The sequence below is a fragment of the Desulfothermus sp. genome, assembly GCF_053993635.1.
In genome coordinates this window covers 1-21,692 of sequence record NZ_JBMYBT010000081.1, presented here as the reverse complement: position 1 = coordinate 21,692, position 21,692 = coordinate 1, and the positions used below count along the sequence as shown (strand labels likewise).

Annotated in this window: 19 protein-coding genes; 2 read left to right on the top strand and 17 right to left on the bottom strand. The window is 32.8% G+C overall.

Translation table 11 applies throughout. From position 1 onward, the window contains the following. Both ACY2V1_RS06500 and ACY2V1_RS06495 read right to left on the bottom strand, forming a co-directional pair. Positions 1 to 1,352 (bottom strand): alginate export family protein (locus ACY2V1_RS06500; RefSeq protein ID WP_461833986.1); only part of this gene is annotated, 1,352 nt, incomplete at its 3' end. Beyond that, a complete protein-coding gene (locus ACY2V1_RS06495) occupies positions 1,339 to 1,671 on the bottom strand; it encodes an ArsR/SmtB family transcription factor (RefSeq protein ID WP_461833985.1) in 333 nt (110 codons plus the stop codon). The genes ACY2V1_RS06495 and ACY2V1_RS06500, both read right to left, overlap by 14 nt. Before the next feature lie 122 nt (positions 1,672 to 1,793). Here ACY2V1_RS06495 and ACY2V1_RS06490 point away from each other — a divergent pair, with 122 nt between their 5' ends. Both ACY2V1_RS06490 and ACY2V1_RS06485 read left to right on the top strand, forming a co-directional pair. After that, positions 1,794 to 2,321 (top strand): (Fe-S)-binding protein, encoded by a 528-nt coding sequence (locus ACY2V1_RS06490; RefSeq protein WP_461833984.1) that lies wholly within the window; start codon positions 1,794 to 1,796, stop codon positions 2,319 to 2,321. Positions 2,322 to 2,469: 148 nt separating this feature from the next. Then, entirely contained in the window at positions 2,470 to 3,198 is a 729-nt protein-coding gene (locus tag ACY2V1_RS06485; protein WP_461833983.1) for a hypothetical protein, read from the top strand. A 21-nt stretch (positions 3,199 to 3,219) separates the two neighbouring features. On the opposite strand, the gene ACY2V1_RS06480 is transcribed toward ACY2V1_RS06485, so the two are convergent. From ACY2V1_RS06480 to cobN, 15 genes are all read right to left on the bottom strand, one after another. Beyond that, the gene (locus ACY2V1_RS06480) at positions 3,220 to 3,981 is read right to left on the bottom strand and encodes a hypothetical protein (RefSeq protein ID WP_461833982.1); all 762 of its coding nucleotides are present in this window, start codon (positions 3,979 to 3,981) and stop codon (positions 3,220 to 3,222) included. Then, positions 3,978 to 4,481, bottom strand: coding sequence for a hypothetical protein (locus ACY2V1_RS06475; RefSeq protein WP_461833981.1), 504 nt, complete (start codon positions 4,479 to 4,481; stop codon positions 3,978 to 3,980). Before ACY2V1_RS06475 ends, ACY2V1_RS06480 begins: the two co-directional genes overlap by 4 nt. Before the next feature lie 244 nt (positions 4,482 to 4,725). Then, positions 4,726 to 5,865 (bottom strand): tetratricopeptide repeat protein, encoded by a 1,140-nt coding sequence (locus ACY2V1_RS06470; protein WP_461833980.1) that lies wholly within the window; start codon positions 5,863 to 5,865, stop codon positions 4,726 to 4,728. 137 nt (positions 5,866 to 6,002) lie between these two features. Next, positions 6,003 to 6,671 carry an energy transducer TonB gene (locus tag ACY2V1_RS06465; RefSeq protein ID WP_461833979.1) on the bottom strand — a complete coding sequence of 223 codons (669 nt, stop codon included), beginning with the start codon at positions 6,669 to 6,671 and terminating at the stop codon, positions 6,003 to 6,005. Between the two features lie 3 nt (positions 6,672 to 6,674). After that, entirely contained in the window at positions 6,675 to 7,091 is a 417-nt protein-coding gene (locus ACY2V1_RS06460; protein WP_461833978.1) for an ExbD/TolR family protein, read from the bottom strand. Next, entirely contained in the window at positions 7,085 to 7,639 is a 555-nt protein-coding gene (locus ACY2V1_RS06455) for a MotA/TolQ/ExbB proton channel family protein (protein ID WP_461833977.1), read from the bottom strand. The genes ACY2V1_RS06460 and ACY2V1_RS06455 overlap by 7 nt, the downstream gene beginning before the upstream one ends. 65 nt (positions 7,640 to 7,704) lie before the next feature. Further along, the gene (locus ACY2V1_RS06450) at positions 7,705 to 9,120 is read right to left on the bottom strand and encodes a MotA/TolQ/ExbB proton channel family protein (protein ID WP_461833976.1); all 1,416 of its coding nucleotides are present in this window, start codon (positions 9,118 to 9,120) and stop codon (positions 7,705 to 7,707) included. Next, the gene (locus ACY2V1_RS06445; protein WP_461833975.1) at positions 9,110 to 9,880 is read right to left on the bottom strand and encodes a DUF3450 domain-containing protein; all 771 of its coding nucleotides are present in this window, start codon (positions 9,878 to 9,880) and stop codon (positions 9,110 to 9,112) included. Before ACY2V1_RS06445 ends, ACY2V1_RS06450 begins: the two co-directional genes overlap by 11 nt. Before the next feature lie 16 nt (positions 9,881 to 9,896). Next, entirely contained in the window at positions 9,897 to 10,637 is a 741-nt protein-coding gene (locus tag ACY2V1_RS06440) for an ABC transporter permease (protein ID WP_461833974.1), read from the bottom strand. Beyond that, positions 10,631 to 11,485: an ABC transporter ATP-binding protein gene (locus ACY2V1_RS06435; protein ID WP_461833973.1), complete on the bottom strand. Its 855-nt coding sequence runs from the start codon at positions 11,483 to 11,485 to the stop codon at positions 10,631 to 10,633. The genes ACY2V1_RS06440 and ACY2V1_RS06435 overlap by 7 nt, the downstream gene beginning before the upstream one ends. A 42-nt stretch (positions 11,486 to 11,527) precedes the next feature. Beyond that, on the bottom strand, positions 11,528 to 12,526 hold the full coding sequence (locus tag ACY2V1_RS06430) for a magnesium chelatase ATPase subunit I (protein ID WP_461833972.1): 999 nt from the start codon (positions 12,524 to 12,526) through the stop codon (positions 11,528 to 11,530). Further along, complete coding sequence (locus ACY2V1_RS06425) at positions 12,523 to 14,400, bottom strand: VWA domain-containing protein (protein ID WP_461833971.1); 1,878 nt, start codon at positions 14,398 to 14,400, stop codon at positions 12,523 to 12,525. The genes ACY2V1_RS06430 and ACY2V1_RS06425 overlap by 4 nt, the downstream gene beginning before the upstream one ends. Before the next feature lie 11 nt (positions 14,401 to 14,411). After that, positions 14,412 to 16,157 carry a TonB-dependent receptor plug domain-containing protein gene (locus ACY2V1_RS06420; protein ID WP_461833970.1) on the bottom strand — a complete coding sequence of 582 codons (1,746 nt, stop codon included), beginning with the start codon at positions 16,155 to 16,157 and terminating at the stop codon, positions 14,412 to 14,414. Between the two features lie 51 nt (positions 16,158 to 16,208). After that, the gene (locus ACY2V1_RS06415) at positions 16,209 to 18,287 is read right to left on the bottom strand and encodes a TonB-dependent receptor (protein WP_461833969.1); all 2,079 of its coding nucleotides are present in this window, start codon (positions 18,285 to 18,287) and stop codon (positions 16,209 to 16,211) included. 152 nt (positions 18,288 to 18,439) lie between these two features. Continuing rightward, positions 18,440 to 21,692: cobaltochelatase subunit CobN (gene cobN, locus ACY2V1_RS06410; protein WP_461833968.1), on the bottom strand; the 3,253-nt coding region annotated here is incomplete at its 5' end.

The following is a 21,692-nucleotide window of genomic DNA, read 5'->3' as shown; positions in this document are numbered from 1 at the left end:
GTTGAGAACTTTTTAGTTATCATAAAAAATATCCAATCGGCCTGGGAATTGGATGCCGTATTTTTGGCAAATTCATCAGGCCAAAAATGTCCATATCCTATTTGTATTTCTGTCTTTTTTAATGGCTTAAATTTGGCAACAACATCAAACTCCTTACCTACAAAGTCACCTGAATTCCCCCTTTTATCTCTATATATTTTTGCATTGTGGTACCAAGCATCCTTTTTTTCTGCTAGATAAAACCTGTGGAATTCCAATTTTATGTATGATTTTGCACTGGGATACAGCTCTAAGTTTACTTCCTGGTCTTTTATATTTTGCCATTTAAAGAGGTTCATCCTTCCATATGCCTTATCTTTTGAACCATAGGCACCATCAAAGGTCTCGTGTTTTCCATCCTTTGGGTTGCTATCACCTGATGCAAAGGAATATTCAATGCTAAATTGGGGTTTTAGAATAAAGGAATTTAATTTGTATCCTATCCATGCATGGTAACCATATGCATCCACATCATCTTTGGAATAATCCCCCTGTTGTGTTACATATAACAAATTAATTTTAAATCCCTTTATATATCCAGTGTAGGCTCGAACCCCATAATAATAAGTATCAAGATCCCCATAGATTCCTTTTTCACTTTTATATCTATTGTGGTTATCTTTTTTTGTCATTGTAAATGGCTCTATAAAAAATAGTTTTTTAAACACATCAAAGTGGCTATATAGACCAGTACATTCATATCCATGGCGATGATTTAAGCTAAAGTCATCTGGATCATGGATCTCTGATCGTCCATAAAAAGCACTTAAATATCCAGACTTAAATTTAAAATCAGATTTTATTGCATCCCATATCCAGCTACCAGTATTACCCCACTCTCCTGGACCAAAGATCCTATTATCTCCAAAATGAATCCTTTGTCTCCCCACCTTTATAGTAACTGGTAGAGAAAATGGTTCTATTAATTCAATATATGAATTCCACAGTTCAAGAGGATCTTTGTACGAATTATGCTCTCTGTTAAAATTATATTTATAAAATGTTTTGTCTGGGATATCTAAATCCCACACCCTGGAGTCCTGAATCCATAAAGACACGTGGAGCTTAGATGAAAAATAGTAATCTATTCCAGTTCTGATTCGTCCAATTAAAAAACCATCGTCTTGTTCACCTACAATAGGATCCTTCCCATATGATTTAATATTAAAATTGTTTTGATATTCATATCTAAATCTGACATTAAGACCTAAGTCCAATCGATGTTTGTTGTTTGTGATTAACTCACCAAAACAAAATTCACTAATTGATAAAAAAATGGTTAAACAGATAAAAAAAATTCTATATAGAATCATTGTCTTCTCCCATTACTGACATATGCTTATCTATATAATGTCTTAGGACTTTAGTAGAACATTCAAAAAATTCAATTACACATGGAATCTCCAATTTGTATATCATATCTTTTTTTACTTTTCTTGATTTCACAATACCAACTTCTTTTAATACTGATAGGTGCCTGGATATAGTAGATTTGTCCATGTCAAATTTACCACTAATTTCAGAAAAACCCCTCTCTTTATGTTTCAACATATCCACAATCATAAGTCTCACAGGATGTGCCAGGGACTTTAAGATCTTTGCCCTTAACTCAGCCTCTTCAAAGGAAATCATTGACAACATTCTCCCCTTAGTTATAATTGACTTGTTGGTCAAATTACCAACAAACCAATTATTAGTCAATTGCAATTTTAAAATTATCAAATTTGATAACTATAAGTTAAGGAGGCAATACAATGTTAATACAAAAGTGGGAAAAAGAACTGACAAAATCTAAATGTAACCCAAAACAGGAGGGAGTACATTGTATAATTCAAGTAGATGGCGATTTAACAGAAGTGATTCCTTATTTAAATGCTGAGTTAGGGGGTGATTTCTGTTCCCAGGATCCCCCATATGTTACATTTAAGATTCATGGAAAATTACTCACAGTGCATCCACATAAAATAGCCATAAATGCCCTTAGAGATGAAGAAGAAGCAAGCAAAGTGGCAAATTGGATAGTTAGAGAGATAAACAGGATATGGGAAAATAGAGATGAGATAAGTCCCACCTATGAAATACCCAAAAAACCACAACCCTTTGAAATCTTAAAAAAGCTTCCAAAAACCAATTGTCAAAAATGTGGATGCCCAACATGCCTTGTATTTGCAACTCATATATGTCAAGGGATAAAAACCTTAGATGACTGCCCAGAAATTGAGGAAGACAAGAAAAAAGACCTTCAAAACTACCTGAAGGATTTTAAATTTATTTCACTTTAACAATCAATTCTGGAAAGCTTTTTCCTAAATCACACACTTGACCAAATCCCATGTCAGGGATAGTCTAAAGATGCATCTAATATTTAAAGGCTAAAATAAATTCTCAGAGTGCTTGTCTTTAAAATTATATTGAATATGGAGGTTTGTTATGTGGCCAAGTGAACTTTCAAAACATCCTTCAGATATTACACAATCTGCTCTAGAATTTTTAAATGAGCTTGAATTTACTAAAAAAACCAAGGGAATATATAACACCGTAATATCTCTATTTATCCATATGCTCTGTTCAGACCCTGAGGCAGTAGAAGAAACAGAAGATGGAGAATTTTTACTTAAGAATGACTGGAATGACTGTCCCTCCTATGTTATATCAAATTTTATAGACTGGTGGTTACCTAGAAAGTGGATGGGAAGTGATACAATACTGATCAAGGCCCCAACTGTAATGAGAAGATGGATAAACTGGTGTTATAAAAAAGGATATTTGGAAAAAGAAAATTACGAGAGCTTTATCTCTGAACTTCCCAGAAACAAGTCAAAGGAAGTAAAGAGGCTTCAACAAGCTGCCCACCAACTTTATTTGTTACACTCACCAAATCTTACACAAAGGAAAGGAAAAAGTATAATTGAGTATATAGATATGTTGAGAGAGCCAGAGGCCTGGGATGAGGGATATATGAAGGTAGTTTCATTTGAGGGAAATTGTGCGTACTTAGAAAATGAGGAAGGAATAGAACGAGGTCCAGTTATGCTGTCAAAAGAATTGGTTGAACTTCTAAGACCAGGCGATGTCATAAATGTAGCCATTGCAAAGTTTGGTAAGATATGGAAGGTTATGGAAAGCGGAAATGTATATGCAGAGGGAGTCATAGTTTAAAAACAAAACATTAAATTTACATCAGCATATTACATATATTAATAGTCCAAAAATAAACATAAATGTGCCTGATAAGTAAAAGAAAATTCCATAGTCTTTTTTTACTGTAAGAACTACATATTCCTTTGAACTCATGCCAGAGGTTATTTTAGGAGAAAAATCCCTCAGATGAAAACTATATATTTTGTCTATTCCCGGAGAATTTATACCTATGGTTTTATAAATAGTATTTTTAAATCCCTCTATCTTGATCTTTGCATTGCATGAAATTGCTCTTTTGTCCCAGAAAAATAGTCTCTTTATATGGGAATATTTAATATTTAAATCCTCCAAACTTAAACATATATGGTTAAATACACACCTTTTTATATTTGGAACTAATATTATTGTATTGGTTTTAGAAAATAAATAATTTATCAAAAATCCCAATAAAATTAAAATCACTGCATAATGCATAATATGTGGAGATAATCTGCTCAATTTATTTTTGTAAGATTTTTTAAATATAGAAATAATCTTTTGAGTTGTACATATAAACATATTAATACAAAACAAAAGTAAAAAAAATAAAAACAAGAAAAAATAACATGTATATTTCATATATGATAATCCATAGGTCTTCGCCCATTCAATTAACCCAATATTATTAATAGGTGCAAAAAGATGAGGATAATTTTTAATTAAAAAATATAAAATCCCTCCATTAATAACAATACCTACAATAAGATATACACTAAGATAGACATTTCCCATTATATCCCATAATTTTTTGATATTTTTCATGGCAAAAATCCTGGAATGGTAAATGGTCCTGTCTCAGGATATATGAAAAAGATGAAAATAATAATCATGCCTCCTAAAATTATAAAATCTTTCTGATGAAGATTAATTTTCTTTAATAAATACAAATGTAAAAAACCAATGAAATAAAACCATATAGTAATACAGGAAAATACAGATGCATCTTGTAAAACAACTGGAGAACCTGAGTTTAAATATGACCATATCTCTCCTGAAAACATGGAAATGGTCTGAAAAAATATCCCCCATTTAATCTGGTTATTTATTATTGATTGTTCAAAAATTGGATTTTTTGATGCCAGCCTCTGAAGAGAAAGAACTCCACAAAGGAGATAAAAACTAACACCTATTATTTCACAAATAAAAAACAAAAAGGCAAAAATAGTCTTTGTTTGTAAAAAGGGTAAATAAAAATCTTTTGGAAAAAAACAAAAGAGCAAAGATAAAAAACAGGAAACAGAACTAATATATGAAAGCGACACATTTTTATGTTTGTGTTTTAGAAATAATAAACACACAAGGGAGTAGATGAGTGGAATGAATCTCGATTTCTCAAATATAGGAACTAATGGGATGGTATGATACAAACATATAACAACAGAGAAAAAATTAAGAAGAATTGCTATAAAATAAAACAAATAACAATATCTGTTTCTTTTGAACAAAGCCCATATAAAAGTTAATGTATAAAATATAGATGCCCAATTAAAAAGCAGCTTGTCCATATTAAATACCATTTTTTGCCATGTTAGAGATTTCTCTTATTAAACTAATTACATGTTTTTTTAGTTTTTTATCCTTTTTTGCCATTTTAAGAAATTTTTTTGCCAGAATATATTTTTTTGCATAAAGGGCACAATATCCAGCCATTAAATAGGCCATATATGGCTTGTTAGATAATTTAGCAGCCTCTACATATGCATTCATTGCTTGTTTAAATTTCTTTTGCCTATATAAAATCTCTCCTTTTAAAAAATATATCTCATATGTTTTTTTTAATTTTAGTGCCTTTTCTAAAAAATAAAGCGCTCTTTTATTATCATCCAGTCTTAGGTAACATCTTGCCAGTGTCAAATAAATATCCTTATACTGCCCAGGAGATAGTTTTGCGTAAAATTTAACTGCCTCTCTTGGAATATCTAACTGCATAAATAAATCTGCAATTAATTTTTTTTCTTTTTCTGTATAGGGCTTTAAATATCCCTTAATTATAAGTCCAGCTAAAGCATCTTTATACCTATTTTCATTTAAATATATATTAATTAAATAATCCCACCATTTTATCTCAGATGGGTCATTTTCTAAAATTTGCAAAAGATATTTTCTTGCTGCACTAAATTCTTTTAATAAAATATATAACTGAATCCTTATTTCTTGATATTGCTTTTTATCTTTTATTTTTGACTCTGATAACAATATTACATAAGTTAGTGCCTCTCTATATTTTTTTAAATCCAGCAAGATATTAACATATGTCTTAATCCATTCATATTTGTTTCTATTTTTATTAATTATATTTTTCAGGACTTTATATGCCATAATTTTTTTTCCAATAAGATAATAACATAGACCCGTGTTATATAAATATTCAACATTTTTGGAAATATTATATGCTATTTTAAAATATGCGGCAGCATTTTTATAATCTTTTTCCATATAATAACATGATGCCAGCATTACATATACATCTTTATTTTTTAGACTTTTTTTTGCAAGAGGTGTTAATACTGGGATTGCCAGATTATATTTTTTCTGCATCATATAAGCGTTAGCAAGATAGATGAATACCTCAGAATGTACTTTTTTATTTTTTTGCGTGTAGTTTTTAAGTATATCACTTGCCTTTTTATATTCTCCTTTTTGCATATATTTATATGCTTGATTTAACAACTTTATCTCACTTAAAGACAAATTCCTGGCAATAGATACATGGACATAAAAGAAAATACACCATATAATTATTACTAAACCCAGGAAAGATATTTTTGATCTAAATGTATAATTCATTGTTCTAATTTATATTTTATTGTAGTCTCAACAATAACCCTTATTGGAATTCCATCCACTGTTGGAGGCTTAAACTTCCACTTTGAAATAGCATCTATAGTGCTTCTCTCAAAGATACCTTTTGGTTTTGCCTGAATAATCTTTATATCTTTGGTATTGCCATGTTCATCCACAATAAATTGCACCTTTACCCATCCTTCAATTCCAAGCATCCTTGCCCTCATGGGATAGAGAGGCCGTAGTCTTACAACGGGCATAAGTGGGTTGTCTAATTCTTGTATGGAATAAATACCCTTTACATGCGGTGGAGGTGGCAATAAAAACTTTTCTGGAATATTTATCCCAGCGCTTTGGGGTAATTTAAAATTTACCTTAAATGGCAAAAAAGGACGGATCCTCTTTGTCACATTTTTTTGAAAATTCATTTTCACCCTTAGGGTCTTGACCTTGTGTGGTTTGTGTCTTTGAGGTGGTTTATTCATCCTGTGCTTATATCTTTTTTCCCTTACTTTTACCACGTCTATTGATGGAACATATGAGGTATAACTCACCTTTTTGGGGCTGTAGGTTACCATCATACACATGAGATATATGAAAAGGAAATTTATAATAAGGGCAAGTGAAGTGGCAACAGGCCAGGAAGATTTAAATTGTTTATACATCATAGCCTAATCTGTGGGTGTTTTAGCAGCCAGGGCAATATTCTTTGCCCCAGCCAGCTTACAGGCATCCATAACCTTTATCACTACTCCTGTTTCGCTCCTTTCATCAGCCACAATTATTACAGAACTATCAGGATTTTCAGCAAGGGCCCTTTCCACATTTGGCTCAACTGCCCTTGGATCTATCTCTCTTTTATCAAAGAAAATCCTCCCATCCTTTGTGACACCGATTAAAATATTTGCCTTTTTCTTTATCTTTGCACTTGCTGCAACTGGCCTCTTAATATCAATGCCTGTTTCTTTCACAAAAGAGGTGGTAACCAAAAAAAAGATAAGCAGGATAAAAGTCATATCAATCAAAGGGGCCATATCTACGTCTATGGTCTTTTTTTGTGCCCTTCTAGAAGAGGTAATATTTAGCATCCTTCACCCCCATTAATTATTCTTCTGAGATACATCCCTGTTGTGCTAACCCTTTTTTTAAGTCTTCTAGCTCTCTGGTTTAGAAAATTGCTCATATATATACCTGGTATTGCAATAAAGAGTCCTGTTTGGGTAGTGATAAGGGCCTCTGAAATGCCGCTGGCAAGGGCCTTCGCATTGCCTGTGCCAAAGATAGCTATTGCAAAAAAGGTCTTAACCATACCAGTTGTTGTGCCTAAAAGGCCTAAAAGAGGAGCAATAGAAGCTAAAAGGGAAATGATTTCAAGATGTTTATCTAAGGAATGGACTACCTTTACCACTGCTTCATCTATTATAGAAGGAGTTAAGTCCATCTCCTCTTTTTTCTTTAAAATCTCATACAACAAAATATCTATTATTCCATAATTTAAAGAGGGTTTTTCTGTGCCTTTAATTATAGCAATTATCTCTTTTTTACTTATATTTTTTGAATATAGTCTCTTAAAAAAGATTAATCTCTCAATTATAAGTAACCACATGATAAAGGATATACATATCAGGGGATACATCACGATCCCCCCTTTATTAATATAATCAATAATATTTGATAATACCATTGAAATACGCATATCCTTTATTTTGCATATAATAAATTTACAAAGCTAATGCAATTTTCTTCCATATCACTTATGTAGTTTTCAACTTTTCTATTTAAGATAGTATGAAAGAACATAATTGGAATTGCCACTGAAAGTCCAAGCATTGTTGTAACCAATGCCTCTGATATACCACTTGCCATAAGCTTTGGATCTGATGTGCCAAAATATGTGATCACCTGAAAGGTATTTATCATCCCTGTTACTGTTCCAAGCAGGCCAAGCAAAGGAGCAATCTTTGCAAGCATTCCAAGGGTAGATAAAAATCTTTCAAGTCTTGGAATCTCTTTTAATATTTCTTCCTGCAATATATTTTCCATCTCTTCTCTTGGCAAATTTCTATTTAAAATACCCTTTAAGATTACCTTAGGAATAGACTTAGATCTAAATTCTTTACATAATGACTCAGCATCATCCCATTTTTTCTCATTAATAAGTCTTTTTAACTTATCCATAAATTGTTCTGCATCTATATACTTTTTTCTTAAAGTATAAAACCTCTCTAATATAAGTATCAATGCAATGACTCCAATTGCCAAGATAGGCCAAACTAAAGGTCCGCCCATTAAAATATTTTCCCATAGACTCAATTTATACAAAAATTCCCTTATAGCACCGCCTTTTGATATATCCACTGGAGCTAATGGAGTTTTTCCTTCTAAATATTTTTTTATATCCCTCCTCACCAGATATGGCGCAGGCTTTGATAGGGCAAAAAATCTCTCACTATTGTCAGAATAAAGCAAAAATCCAACCTCTTTTCCTTCCCTATAAATCTGTGTAAAAGGACCTATAAACAGAATATCTGCACTTTTTTCCATGCCTTTTCTATCAACAAACAGACCCTTTTTTAAGGTTACTTCTGAATTATTTAATACCTCCTCGAACAAAAGATCTGCCATTTCTTTCAAATCCTTCATATCTGGAAAATCGGTCTTATTTAAAATGGAACTTAACTTTTTTTCCCTATGTCTTTTAAGCGCGCTATATGGACTCTGTTTAAGTATAGATTCTAAATCCTTTGCATTTATCCTTATTAAACCAACTAGCTCTTTAATATCAGATGTATTTTTTTCAAAAATAGATGAAAGGACCTCATTTTCTTTATCAAGCTTTTGTATCTCCTGCTTTAATGTCTTTGACTCTGATAATAATTGTTGTTTTTTATTTTTTAATTCTGCAATCTTATCAAGCAATAATTTTTTGTTATTTTTTATAGCCTCTATGGTCTTTTTATAGTCTTGTTCTGCTGATTTTAGCTCTAACAAAGATTTTTCTAAAATATATCTTCTTTGTTCATCTATATTTGGCATATTTTGTCTGATATCCTGAGAAAAGGAATAAGAATTACAGATAAAAAATAAAATTATTGTGATTATTATTTTATTTTTCATGATAGATCTCCACTTTTCCAACAGGCAGTTTTAATAATTTAACTGGCCTTGTTTTTTGGGCTATTTGTATTGCAATTTTTATATCTGTACCTATGGATGATTTTAATGGGATCCATTTTGACTTTGAAACATCATATACCGCATATTTTTTCCCATCTGGGGACTTAAAAAACATAGCAATCCTGCCCAATCTAAATATATCTCCTGTTATTTCTTCACCATTTAAATTTATTTTTTCTCTATAAACTCCAACTGTCCTTCCATATTCTTCCTCAATAAAGAGTGCTTCCATGGTCCTTCTATATTTTTCTGAAATAGATACAGAGGGATCGTTTAATATTTTATTTAAAACAAGAAGTCTTTTTTCCCTTTCCTGTTTTAAAAATGGCAAATCCAGTTTTATAAATTCAGACAATTTTTTATAAATTCCTTTAAGATATGGCATAATTCCTTTAGATATTTCTTGTGCTTTTTTAATTTGTCTATTTAATCTATCTATGGAATTTTCTAAATATAATTTTTGTTTTTTTAGCTCCTGATTTTGATATTCAAGTTCTTTTATTTCTTGTACAAGTAAATCATATTGTTGTGTAAATCGGTTTTTTTCTTCTATCCATTTGTCGTGTTCAATTTGTGCTTTTTTTCTTATATTAACGGCCTTTTTAACTCTATTTTCCGCTTCTTTTATAGTTTGTTTACCAAGACCACTTGATGCAATTATAATAAATATACAGGCCAAAATCACTGTTTTATATTTCATATATCATCTCCTTAATTTAATCTCGTGCCATTGCAACAGTCTTGATTGCAAAAGCAAAAAATATTATACCAAGAATAAAAAGTATTAAATATGAATTAATATTAGGTACACCACCAAATGCGCTTTTTCTAATTACCTTTGCTGCATGTGTAATAGGTAGGAGTTTTATAATAATCTGAGCCCATGATGGTAGTCTATCAACAGGAAAAAATGTTCCTCCTAAAAATGCCATTGGAGTGATTACAAAACTACTTAAAAATGCTTGATCTGCATGTGATTTTACCAACATTGCCAGTGCAACAGCAATAGATGCAAATACAAAGCTATTTAAAATTATTCCGCCAATAAAATAAATATTAAAATAATTTAAATAAACTCCAAATAAATATCCAAGAACGAGAATAATAACTACACCAAGCAAAGCCCTGGTGATTGCAGCTGCCACCTCTCCCAACACATATTCAAAATCTGATATTGGAGATGCTTGAAATTCGTCAAATATTTGCCAGTAAAATCTGGCTATGTTAATCTCGCTGGAAATGCCAAAGGAATAGGTCATAGAGGACATTGCAACAAGACCAGGAATGAGAAATTCAATATAAGAATGTCCATGAACTACTATTTTATCTCCCATTGCATACCCAAAGGCAATGAGATACAAAAGAGGAGAGATACTCATACTGAGTATCTGCCTTTTTATCTTTCTTTTTAAAATTAATATCTCTCGAAGATATACAGCAATAAATCCATTTAACATTGCACCTTTTTCCCTGTTAGTTTTAAAAAAGCATCCTCTAAATTTACCCTTCTAAGACTAAAACTGCCTGAGTGAGTTAAGATATACTTTTTTGCATCTTCTCTTTCTTTAAAATAAATGGTTTTTAATTTATTGTTTTCTAAAAAATCAAGTGCCCAGTTGCCTACCTTTTCTATTATTTTCTGGGGCGAATCAATTGTAACTATCCTGCCTTTATCCAGAAATGCCACCCTCTGGGCCAAAAATTCTGCCTCCTCAATGTAATGGGTGGTGAGAAAGATTGTTGTGCCCTGTTGTTGTATCTTTTTTATAATGGCCCATATCCTTCGCCTGATCTTTGCATCTAGCCCAACTGTTGGTTCGTCTAAAAACAAAATTGATGGATTATGCATAAGTGCCCTGGCTATTACAACGCGTCTCTTCATACCACCAGATAATCTTTTGACCAGAGTGTTTATATGATCTAGCATCTCTACATATTCTAGGACCTGTTCTATCCTCTTTTTTCTCTCCTTTGAGCCAAGTCCATATAATCTTCCATGTATATCCAGATTTTCTTTTACGCTCAGTTCCATATCCAGATTAATGGATTGAGGCACCAGTCCAAATTGAGATTTTGCCTCCCTTGAGTGCGTGTCTATATTATAACCATTTAACCATACCTCTCCTGAACTCTTTTTTGTAAGTCCTGTAAGTATCCTGATAGTAGTGGTTTTTCCTGCTCCATTTGGACCAAGATATGCAAATAATTCACCTTTAAAAATTTTTAGATTTATCCCATTAAGCGCAAAAATCCGGCCATATTGTTTTTTTAAATCCAAAATCTTTATAATAACCTCTATATTCATCTCCTAAAAAATATCTCCTATGCTCTAGGCTCTAATTTCAAGTTAAATTTCTGTTTCATCAAAGGGTCTTCTCCTCTTTCTATGAAAAAGGGCCATTTTACATGCAAGATCTATGTCTTTGGTTGTTACCTCATCTCTTTGTTCATACGCTGCAATGGCCATGGCTGCTTTTAATATTACTATATCTGCTCTATGTCCATCTACTGAGGCCTCTATACACCTTGATATGATCTCTAGTTTCTGTTCCTTACTTATCTTGACCTTATGGTAATTAGAAATCGCCTTTTCTATTTTGTCTTTGAGTTTTTGCTGCTCTATTTCCCATTTTCTTAAGAACGCTTCTGGGTCTTGTTCAAATTCAAGCCTTCTTTCCATTATTTTTAGCCTTTGTTCATGGTCTTTTATCCCTGATACCTCTACACAAAGTCCAAACCGATCCAAGAGCTGGGGTCTGAGCTCACCTTCTTCAGGGTTCATTGTTCCAATAAGCACAAATCTTGCTGGATGGGTAAAAGATATGCCTTCCCTCTCTATTGTATTGATACCCATTGCTGCTGCATCCAGAAGAATATCTACAATATGGTCTTCTAAGAGGTTTATCTCGTCCACATATAAAATTCCCCTATGGGCCTTTGCCATCAGCCCTGGTTCAAGCCGTTTTTTGCCCTTTTTTAAGGCATATTCAATATCTAAGGTGCCAACCACCCTGTCTTCTGTAACACCTAATGGGAGTTCTATCACCCTCACTTCTCTCTCTATTATCTCAGGGTCTTGACTACTTATGTCCTCACCTATGATCTTTTTTGCCTCAAAATAATACCTCTTTTCTGTCTCAGGGCAGAAATTAAAGGGATCATCCTTAAATACCTTTATTTTTGGCAAGATTTCAACAAGGGAGCGAACAACAGTGGATTTTCCTGTGCCCTTTTCCCCTCTTATCAAGATTCCTGAAATAGAAGGATTGATCACGTTTAAAATCAAACCCAACTTCATTAGCTCCTGGTCAACTATAGCTGAAAATGGAAATAAATAATGTTTCATATTATTTCTCCTACTGCATCAACCAAATCTTGTGCACGAAGTTCATGCAATTTAAAATAATATGCTCCTAAAATATCCGCCAGTGTCCTGCCCAAACCAAGACTCATTTTACTTCCATCCTCTGTATCCACAACAACATAATCTGCCTGATAATATTTTTTTATTTTTTGTGCAACCATTAACATATCGTCTATTGGATTTTGACAATATAGAGGAACATTGGCCTTTCCATCTGTAACAATAATAACTATTGGTCTTAATGCAGGGTCTTTTATAAGTTCAATCCTCACAATATCCATTGCTTTAATAAGTGCATGGGATAGAGGTGTCTTTCCACCTACAGGAAGTTCTTTTAATAATTTGACTGCCCTTTCAACAGAAGAGGTTGGAGGAAGCATTAACGTAGCGCTATTTCTACGGAACGCTATCATTCCAACCCTATCTCTTTTTTGATATGCATTCAAAAGGAGTGACATTATAGCTCCCTTTGTTGCAATCATACGTGCCTGTGCTCCCATGGAGCCACTGGCATCCACAACAAATAGCAAAAGATTTCCTACTTTTTTTTCTCTTACCTTTTGTCTAATATCTTCTCTTGTAATAGTTATTAATACTCCAGGCTGTTTTTTTCTCATCTTTTGATAGGGTGCAGCAGCCCTAATAGTTGCATCAATAGCAATATCTTCAACCCTTTTTGCAATCCTGGCCCGAACATATCTACCCTGCTTTAAAGATGTCAGGGTCTTAGACCTTTTGCCAGAGCCTTTTCTATAGATTCTATCTTTTTTAGATGCAAAATCTCTGGTTCTAAAAACAGGACCTATCTCATATATTTTTTCTCTATCTTCCTTGCTTTTTAAGATTTGAGACTGAGAAGCTGAGTGGGCACTATTTTCTAAATTATCAGGGCTTAAATTCTTTTTATTTGTATTATTTGGCGTCTCTTTTTTATCTGAATTATCCTGTTTATTATTTTTTGTTTTTGTGCGGGCCTTATCTTGTTTGTCTTGAGTTTTGGGAGGAGGTGCACTATTTTGTCTTCTATGACAGAGCACAAACTCTGCAACAGCATTTATATCTTTTATAGTTACTTCTCTATGACCTTTAAATGCAGCATAAGCCATTGCAGCTTCTGCCATCACTATTTCAGCTCTATGTCCTGCAACATTGTTTTCTGTGCATATTTTTACAATAATATCTTTTAATTCTTTTTTTAAAGTTATTGTCTTTAATATTTTTCTTGCTAAAATAATTTTATTTCTGAGTCTGATTTCTCTTTTTAGATATTGTTTTATAAAACTTTGAGGATCCATCTCAAATAACACCCTTCTATCCAATATCTTGAGTCTTTTATATGGATCCTTTTCGCTTTTTACTTTTACGCAGAGTCCAAATCTATCAAGTAATTGAGGTCTTATATCTCCTTCTTCAGGATTCATAGTGCCAATTAGAAAAAATTTAGCCATTTGTTTTTTAGATATACCTTCTCTTTCCACAATATTTACGCCAGAGGAATGTGCAGACAGGATGGTCTCTATTAAATAGTCATGTAAAAGGTTTACCTCGTCTATGTATAAAATCCCTGAATTTGCCTTTGATATTAATCCTTCATAAAGCACTGGCTTTCCCAATATAATAGCCTTTTCAAGGTCAATACCTCCAATGATACTTTCTACATCTGAGCTTAATGGAAGGGTATATATTTTTATTGAAGGCATAAGGCTGGATATAGACCTGACAATAGTAGATTTCCCTGTGCCCTTTTCTCCTTGAATCAATATCCCGCCAATATTTGGATTTATCAGACCAAGGATTATGGCAAGTTTCATTTCCCTTTGGCCAACACTTGCTGTAAAAGGAAAATATACACCCATAATATCACCTTTTAAAAATAAAAATTAATCCCGAATAACCAAGTTCTTGGAGGTGCAAGATAGCCATCACCATATAGATAATGTTTATTCATCAAGTTTTTTACTTCTGTAAATACTTCAACTTTGTTATTAATAAACCTATTCTTTGGTAAAGTATATCTTGCCCTTATGTTATAGATAGTGCGAGCTCCTACCCATGTTTTGTTATTTGTCCTTGTATATTGTTTGGATTCATATTTGGCATCAAAAACAACTGATAAATTATTTTTTAATTTACAATTAATTAATAAATTTATCTTGTGTTTAGGTTTTGCCACCATCCAACGTCCTGTTTTATCATCTCTTGCTTCAAGATGAGTATATCCTACATTTCCCATAATCGTTTTATATTTCCATTTAAATAACCCATCAAATCCTTTATATGTAACAGATCCAAAATTATTATATTTACCTACTCCATTATGTCCAAGAACATATACTATTCTGTTTTTGATTCTATTTTTAAAAACAGAAAAATTTAAAGAAAAATTGTCATTAATTTTATAAGAACCACTAGCACAAATATTATCAGCAGATTCTACGTCTAAAGATGGATTTGGTTCTCTTTTATTGGTTTTGTTGTATCGCTGATAAAAAGATGGAGTATTATGATTTCTTGAATAAGAAATAGTGCCTAAAAATTTATTTTTCTTATATATTAATTTTATTTCTGGATCCATATAGTCTTTGAAATGAGAGTTTAATGTGCCTCTAACTCCATAGTTAATAGACAATTCCTTAATATTAAAAATCTTGTTGTGAGAGGACATAAAACAAGACATAGAATATTCTTCATGTCTATTAAAGGTGCTTCCTTTGCCTATTGCAGATTCACCCTCTAATCCAATGATTGTATTTTTTAAATAAGGGAGTTTTATTCCTTTTGTAACTCTTGCTCCGCCCTTGGTAACATCAATAAAGGTATGTAATCTTTTTGAGCTATCTGAATATGAAGTATGTGCTTTATTTATGTATGTCATTGTCTTTAAATTATAATTAGAAAAATTTATTCCAAGTGAATGCATATAGCTCTTTTTTCTCAAATTAGGAGTAGGATACTCTACCCTGCCGCTAATACCCCTTCTTGAATTTAAAAAATCATAGGAAATGGCTATAGTAGAATTATTATGTAATCTAGAATCTACTTTTACACCTAGCCTGTATTTTTCTTTATCACTATTTGTTTGATATCCATTTGTAGAAAAATAACCACCTGTTATGTTAAATCCAATATTGTGTATATTGTGTCTTAAGTTTGTTTTAAAACTATGGGTATTAAAATTTCCTGTATAATATTTTATATTTCCTCCCAGACTTCTTTTTTTTATTGTATAAATTAAAATAACTCCTCCACTTGCATCATTTCCATAACCAACTGCGCCCTGTCCTTTTATAATTTTTATCCTTTCAATATCCTCAGGTGATATGACGTCAAATTTTATACCTCCATGAGAGGATGAAGGGTCATTTAAAGGTTTATCATCTAAATATACCTTTACTTTTAATGAACCTCTAATAGAAATAAAATTCTCTCCTGCATTTATACCTGGAATCCTGTTTAAAATATCATAGACAGTTTGACCATTCATATTTTTTATATCTTTTCTATTAAGCACAATTACATCTAGGCTAGATGCCCAGATTATGGAATATAGAGCAAAATTTAAAATTACATAAATAGAAAACAGATAAATTTTTTTTTCATTAAATTTAAACATACTTAGATAGGGCCTTGACAATTCAAGGCCCCATATTCCTTTGTTTAAAATTTAGAAATAAAACTGTAAGCCTGCAGATACTGTTATTCCTGATGCAGGATAATAATAATCCTTTCCATAGGACCTATATGCATAGGCGTCATATTCTTTATCTAGTAAGTTGTCAGCAGCTATAAATATATTGACCTTTTTATATCTTAAAGTTAATTTTGTATTTACAAGTCCATAACCAGGATATTGTTTGGTATTTGCTTTATCCATTTGAAAACCTGTTTGTGCATAAAAATTTACATACCACAATAGTTCATAATCTCTTCCTTTTAATATTTTTGTATTTAAATCAATACTGAGCTTGTTATAAGGAACTTTTGTAAGCCTGTTATCTTTTACATCAACCACCTGCCCTCGTCCAACTTTTGCAAGTAAATGGTCAGTATATCTGGCATCTGTATAGGTGTAATTAACTTTGTAGTTAATTCTAGATAAAAGTTCTCCAAAGAGACTGAGATCGATTCCCTTTATAGTTACTTCTGAAACATTTTGTTTACCCATATAATGTCCACTGTCATCATACACTGTATCCAGCATATCATCAATACCTATCCAATACACACTTGTATCTATATTTAGATATTTTGAAAATGCATATCTTATTCCTGCTTCATACTGTGTAAAAGTCTCTGGTTTTAATGTATATTGATATTTTACAGCATAGGATGAACTGTAATAATAATCATATATATTTGGAGCCCTGTATGCCTTACTGAAACTTACATATGTAGTTAAATTTTTCAAAATAGTGTAATTTAAACTTACCCTTGGATTTAATTTATCAAAATCAGGAGAATCATCAAAATTCTTTGTCCCTTCTTCAGAAAAATCATAGTCTGGATCTAAATCAAATTCAAAATAATCGTATCTAACCCCTGCTACAAGATTCAAATCTTTTAATAGCTCAAATTCTTGTTGAAAAAAGAGTCCTATTTCCCTTCTTCTAAATTCCCCTGATTTTTTAGGATCAGGTTTTATATATGGTGCTCCAATCACCCTTTGTGTTGCCTTTATGGTATCTATATGAATGTCGTCATTGTCAAAATCAAATCCAATAGAAGAAAGGGATTTTCTTTGAAATATTTCTGTTTTATATGTAAATACAGACCTTATACCATGGACATATTCATTTAACTTTTCTTTGTAAGGTTTTTTTGTTGCCAGTTTGTAATTTTCATAATTTTTGTCCCTGGTCTTATAATAAACAGTGGACCTTATATCGTATTGAGATCTATTTATATCCAGATTTATGCCTGATATATAGTCTCTATTGTTAGTCTCACTGTAGTCTGGAGAATAGGATCTAGATTGATTTTCATCTTCCTTGGTCAATGCCTTTGGAAGAAGTCGTTTTTTGTCTATTGCATTCCCAAAAAAAGAGATCTTACCAAAATCTCCCAACCAATAACCAATCTCTCCATTTAAATAATATCCATCCAATGAGGTATAATCTCTAAAGGTCTCTTGTTCTCTTTTTTTCATATTTAAATTGTAAAAAAGCTTTTTCTGGGAGCCATAGAGTGTGGCTGAATATCTCTGTTCCTTATAAGAACCAACAATAGTAGATATACACCCTTGAACAGGTTTTTTGCCTTTTTTTGTTACAATATTTATAACACCCCTTGCAGAATCTCCGCCATAAAGTGCTGAAAGTGGACCTTTTACCACTTCAATCCTCTCTATATTTTCAACAGGAATAGCTTCAAAATCAGTATATCCAAATTTTCCCATATTCATGGGAATACCGTTTAAAAGTACCAGTGCACCACCACTCATGCCAATCCTTGTGCCCCTCAATGATAAGTGGGGCTTTATTCCCGTAGCTGAAGAATAAAATATCCCTGGGTATTTTTTTAACACTTCAGCCATTGTCTTTGCATCCATCTGGGCAATATCATTTGCAGTTATTACCATAACATTTGAAGGAACCACCATTACATCGTGTTTGGTCATAGTAGATGTAACTACCATCTCATTTAACTGGGTCTTTTTTAATTCCTCTGCCCATAATTGGGTGCTTGTGTTAACAAAAAATAAAGTAATAAGTAAAAAAGCCAATCTCCTAACATGTGTCTTCATTTTAAAACCTCCTTTTATTTAAAAGTGAACTGTTGTCAGTGTCAGTGATCTGTTTTCCACTCACACTGATCACTCACACTGATCACAATCTTCCCTTATTTATCACCCTCCCAGGGGATATACACAATTTTTGCTAATACTCCTCTTACATCTTAATCAGTTATTTCTTCTATTTCCCCTTCTATTTCCAGATAGGACTCCATTAATTCTCTGAGGGTTTCTTGTTTTGGCTTCCACATACCCCTATTTTTTGCCTCTAAGAGTTTTGAGATTATATTGTGTAGTGCGTATGGATTTTTTTCCTTCATCCAACTTTTGATCTCTTTATCCAGGGCAAGGGATCTTGCTACTTTTTCATACATCCAATCTTCCATTACATTTGCTGTTGCGTCCCATCCCAAAATCACGTCCATCATCTTGGAGATATCAGAGGCTCCTTTATAACCATGTCTTTTCATTCCTTTTATCCACTTAAGATTAGTAATCCTTGACCTGATAATGAATTTGGCCTCTTCTTCTGTAGAGCGCATCTTGATTCTATTGGGATCTGAAGAATCTCCAACATAGGAATTTGGAGGCTTGCCCCTTACACTTTTGGAAGCCACGATAAGCCCGCCAAAGTAGTTATAAAAGTCTGTGCAGGACATCATGTCATATTCCCTGGAATCTTCATTTTTTACTGCTAAATCCATGCGTGATAACACTTGTCTGAAGTTTTCTTGTTTTTTGGTCCCAAAATTATCCTTTCCATAGGAATAACTGGAGTATGAAATATAAATATTTCCAAGGTCTTGTTGTGTATTCCACTTCCCAGACTCCACAAGTTCTGCAACACCTGCCCCATAAGAGCCTGGTGCACAGCCAAATATCCTGATTGTTGCTTCTAAAAAAGCCTTTTCATCATCCATCCCCTGTTTTTTATATAATTCTATGTCCCGTAATACATTTTTCCTTAAAATGTTTTCTGATCCATCTTCTTTTAAATTTGCCACAAGTTTTACAGCCTCATCTATGAGTTCAACTAGATTGGGAAAACCATCTCTAAAAAATCCAGAAATCCTTGGGACCACATCTAATCTTGGCCTGCCTAGCTCTGATAAAGGGATTATATCCAATCCAATAACGTCCATACTTCCCCTGGCCCACACAGGTTTAACTCCTAGAAGATAGAGTATTTCTGCAATATCATCTCCGCCTGTCCTCATAACTGGTCCGCCCCACAAAATAATACCAATGGTTTCAGGATACTTGCCTGTATCCTTTAAATATCTTTTTATGAGCTCGTCACCGAGTTTTTTTCCAACTTCCCATGCAGCAGGAGTTGGGATCTTTCGAGGATCAACTGAATAAAAATTCCGCCCTGTTGGAAGGATATAGGCCTGACCTCTCGTTGGAGCCCCTGATGGGCCTGGTGGAACAAATCCTCCCTTTAAGGCATGGATGGTATTTTCAATCTCATTGGTGGTCTTTAAAAGAGAGGTATATAAATCGCAGATATATTCAAGCACAACGCTGAGTTTATTATTGTGCTTAGAGGATATATCCTTTAATATCTTTTGTATTTTTGTTTTATCAAAATTTTCTCTGTAAAGCCTCTTTACTATATCTATAGCCATTGCATGCACGTTTTTTAATATCTCTCTACCTGTTATTTGTTTCTCTTTATCTACTATGCCACCTTTATTTTCTAATACTTTATCATATTCATATCCCATAATTTCACATATTACTTCCCACAAAGAAGGAACATCTCCATTTGATAGTCTGGTAAGTTGCACAATGTATTCTACTAGTCTATCATCTTTGGGAGGGACTCCAAGTATGTGGAGTCCATCATTTATCATGTTATTTTCAAGGTCACTTAAATAGGAATGAAGTTTTTTTAAAAACAATTCAAAATCATCTGGCACACTGGTACAATCCATATTTAAATCAGATAATATATTACACTCTTTAGCAGCCTCAAAGATCATGTTTTTTAAGACTTTGACTTTCCCACTATCCTGCACCTTGGCCAAAGTGTATTCCTTTAATAGATTATCTAACTTTGCCAAATCTTCATATAGACCCGCATTAGTAAAGGCTGGAGTTAAATGGTCTATTATACAACAATAAGACCTTCTCTTTGCCTGGGTTCCTTCGCTTGGATCATTTATTATGTATGGGTATATATTGGGCAAATCCATGATTGCTATATCTGGCCAGCACTTATTGGAGAGTCCAACTGATTTTCCTGGAAGCCATTCAAGGGAGCCGTGTTTTCCCACGTGGATTACTGCATCTGCTCCAAATTCATCCCTTATCCATTTGTAATGGGCAATATAGTTGTAAGGAGGTGAGAGATAAGGGTCGTGGTAGGTATTATCTATTTTCTCTAAACAACCCCTTAAGGGCTGTATTGTGATAAATACATTTCCATTTTTGATACCAGGAAAAAACATTTTATTCTCCCACACAAGCAAATCCCCAGGGACCTCTCCCCAATCTCCATGCAATTTGTCTTTGTTTTCTTTAGAAAGAGAGCTAATCCATTCATCAACCTTTTCACCACTTACAAAACTTTCACATCTATCTTTTAGTTCTTCTGGTAAAATCCATCTTCTATCATAGGTAACTCCAGAAATTATCTCTTGTGCAAGCTCATCTCCATTCTGATAAGTTTTATCTATCCTGTATCCGACCTGTTTTAATCTATCTAAAAGGAGTTTTACAGATTCAAAACTATCAAGTCCTGCTGCACATCCTATTCTGTCATTTCTTGGAGGATAATTGTGAAATACAATGGCTAATTTTTTATCTGCATTTATCTTTTTCTTTAATTTTGCATAATTAAGGGCAAGGTCTATTACCTTTGTTATTCTCTCATCACATGGTTCATAAGAGGAGATAAGCGCACCTGTAATAGGATCTATAATCTTTTCCTCCCTAAATGCTACTGGAACAGTTATATATGTGCCATCAAATTCAGGTTGTGCTATTGAACAACATATATCAATTGGAGATAGTCCATTTAAACTATCATGCCATTCTTTATAAGGGGTAAGAGACATTATTATCTGGATTACTGCACAATCTAATTTTTCATATAGGGATTTATATTTATCACCCAACATAGTTAGAGAAAACATCATGGGATTTAAGAGAACATCTATTATAGGCCTTCCATCTTTTATAAAATACTTTTCAACCACCTCGTCAGGGCCAATACTATTAGATATTTTATCTTCAAATCTCTTATGGAATACAGGTATTACATTCACACCTCTACTTTCTATTGTATGTATCAATGCATCTATCCATTTAAGTTCCTGGTTTAGCCAATATGCTTGATAAAACCATATTCCTATAGTTGGTTTTGATTTATCTATTTTTTGTTTTAAATATTCATCTAAAGATGAAACATAG

Excerpts from the sequence above, each read along its gene's own strand:
- ACY2V1_RS06430 (WP_461833972.1), bottom strand. The coding sequence starts at position 12,526 with ATGAAACATTATTTATTTCCATTTTCAGCTATAGTTGACCAGGAGCTA.
- ACY2V1_RS06425 (WP_461833971.1), bottom strand. The coding sequence starts at position 14,400 with ATGGGTGTATATTTTCCTTTTACAGCAAGTGTTGGCCAAAGGGAAATG.
- ACY2V1_RS06445 (WP_461833975.1), bottom strand. The coding sequence starts at position 9,880 with ATGAAATATAAAACAGTGATTTTGGCCTGTATATTTATTATAATTGCA.
- ACY2V1_RS06460 (WP_461833978.1), bottom strand. The coding sequence starts at position 7,091 with ATGCTAAATATTACCTCTTCTAGAAGGGCACAAAAAAAGACCATAGAC.
- ACY2V1_RS06470 (WP_461833980.1), bottom strand. The coding sequence starts at position 5,865 with ATGCAAAAAGGAGAATATAAAAAGGCAAGTGATATACTTAAAAACTAC.
- ACY2V1_RS06485 (WP_461833983.1), top strand. The coding sequence starts at position 2,470 with ATGTGGCCAAGTGAACTTTCAAAACATCCTTCAGATATTACACAATCT.
- ACY2V1_RS06465 (WP_461833979.1), bottom strand. The coding sequence starts at position 6,671 with ATGATGTATAAACAATTTAAATCTTCCTGGCCTGTTGCCACTTCACTT.
- ACY2V1_RS06490 (WP_461833984.1), top strand. The coding sequence starts at position 1,794 with ATGTTAATACAAAAGTGGGAAAAAGAACTGACAAAATCTAAATGTAAC.
- ACY2V1_RS06455 (WP_461833977.1), bottom strand. The coding sequence starts at position 7,639 with ATGTATCCCCTGATATGTATATCCTTTATCATGTGGTTACTTATAATT.
- ACY2V1_RS06435 (WP_461833973.1), bottom strand. The coding sequence starts at position 11,485 with ATGAATATAGAGGTTATTATAAAGATTTTGGATTTAAAAAAACAATAT.
- ACY2V1_RS06440 (WP_461833974.1), bottom strand. The coding sequence starts at position 10,637 with ATGTTAAATGGATTTATTGCTGTATATCTTCGAGAGATATTAATTTTA.
- ACY2V1_RS06450 (WP_461833976.1), bottom strand. The coding sequence starts at position 9,120 with ATGAAAAATAAAATAATAATCACAATAATTTTATTTTTTATCTGTAAT.
- ACY2V1_RS06415 (WP_461833969.1), bottom strand. The coding sequence starts at position 18,287 with ATGAAGACACATGTTAGGAGATTGGCTTTTTTACTTATTACTTTATTT.
- ACY2V1_RS06420 (WP_461833970.1), bottom strand. The coding sequence starts at position 16,157 with ATGTTTAAATTTAATGAAAAAAAAATTTATCTGTTTTCTATTTATGTA.
- ACY2V1_RS06495 (WP_461833985.1), bottom strand. The coding sequence starts at position 1,671 with ATGATTTCCTTTGAAGAGGCTGAGTTAAGGGCAAAGATCTTAAAGTCC.
- ACY2V1_RS06480 (WP_461833982.1), bottom strand. The coding sequence starts at position 3,981 with ATGAAAAATATCAAAAAATTATGGGATATAATGGGAAATGTCTATCTT.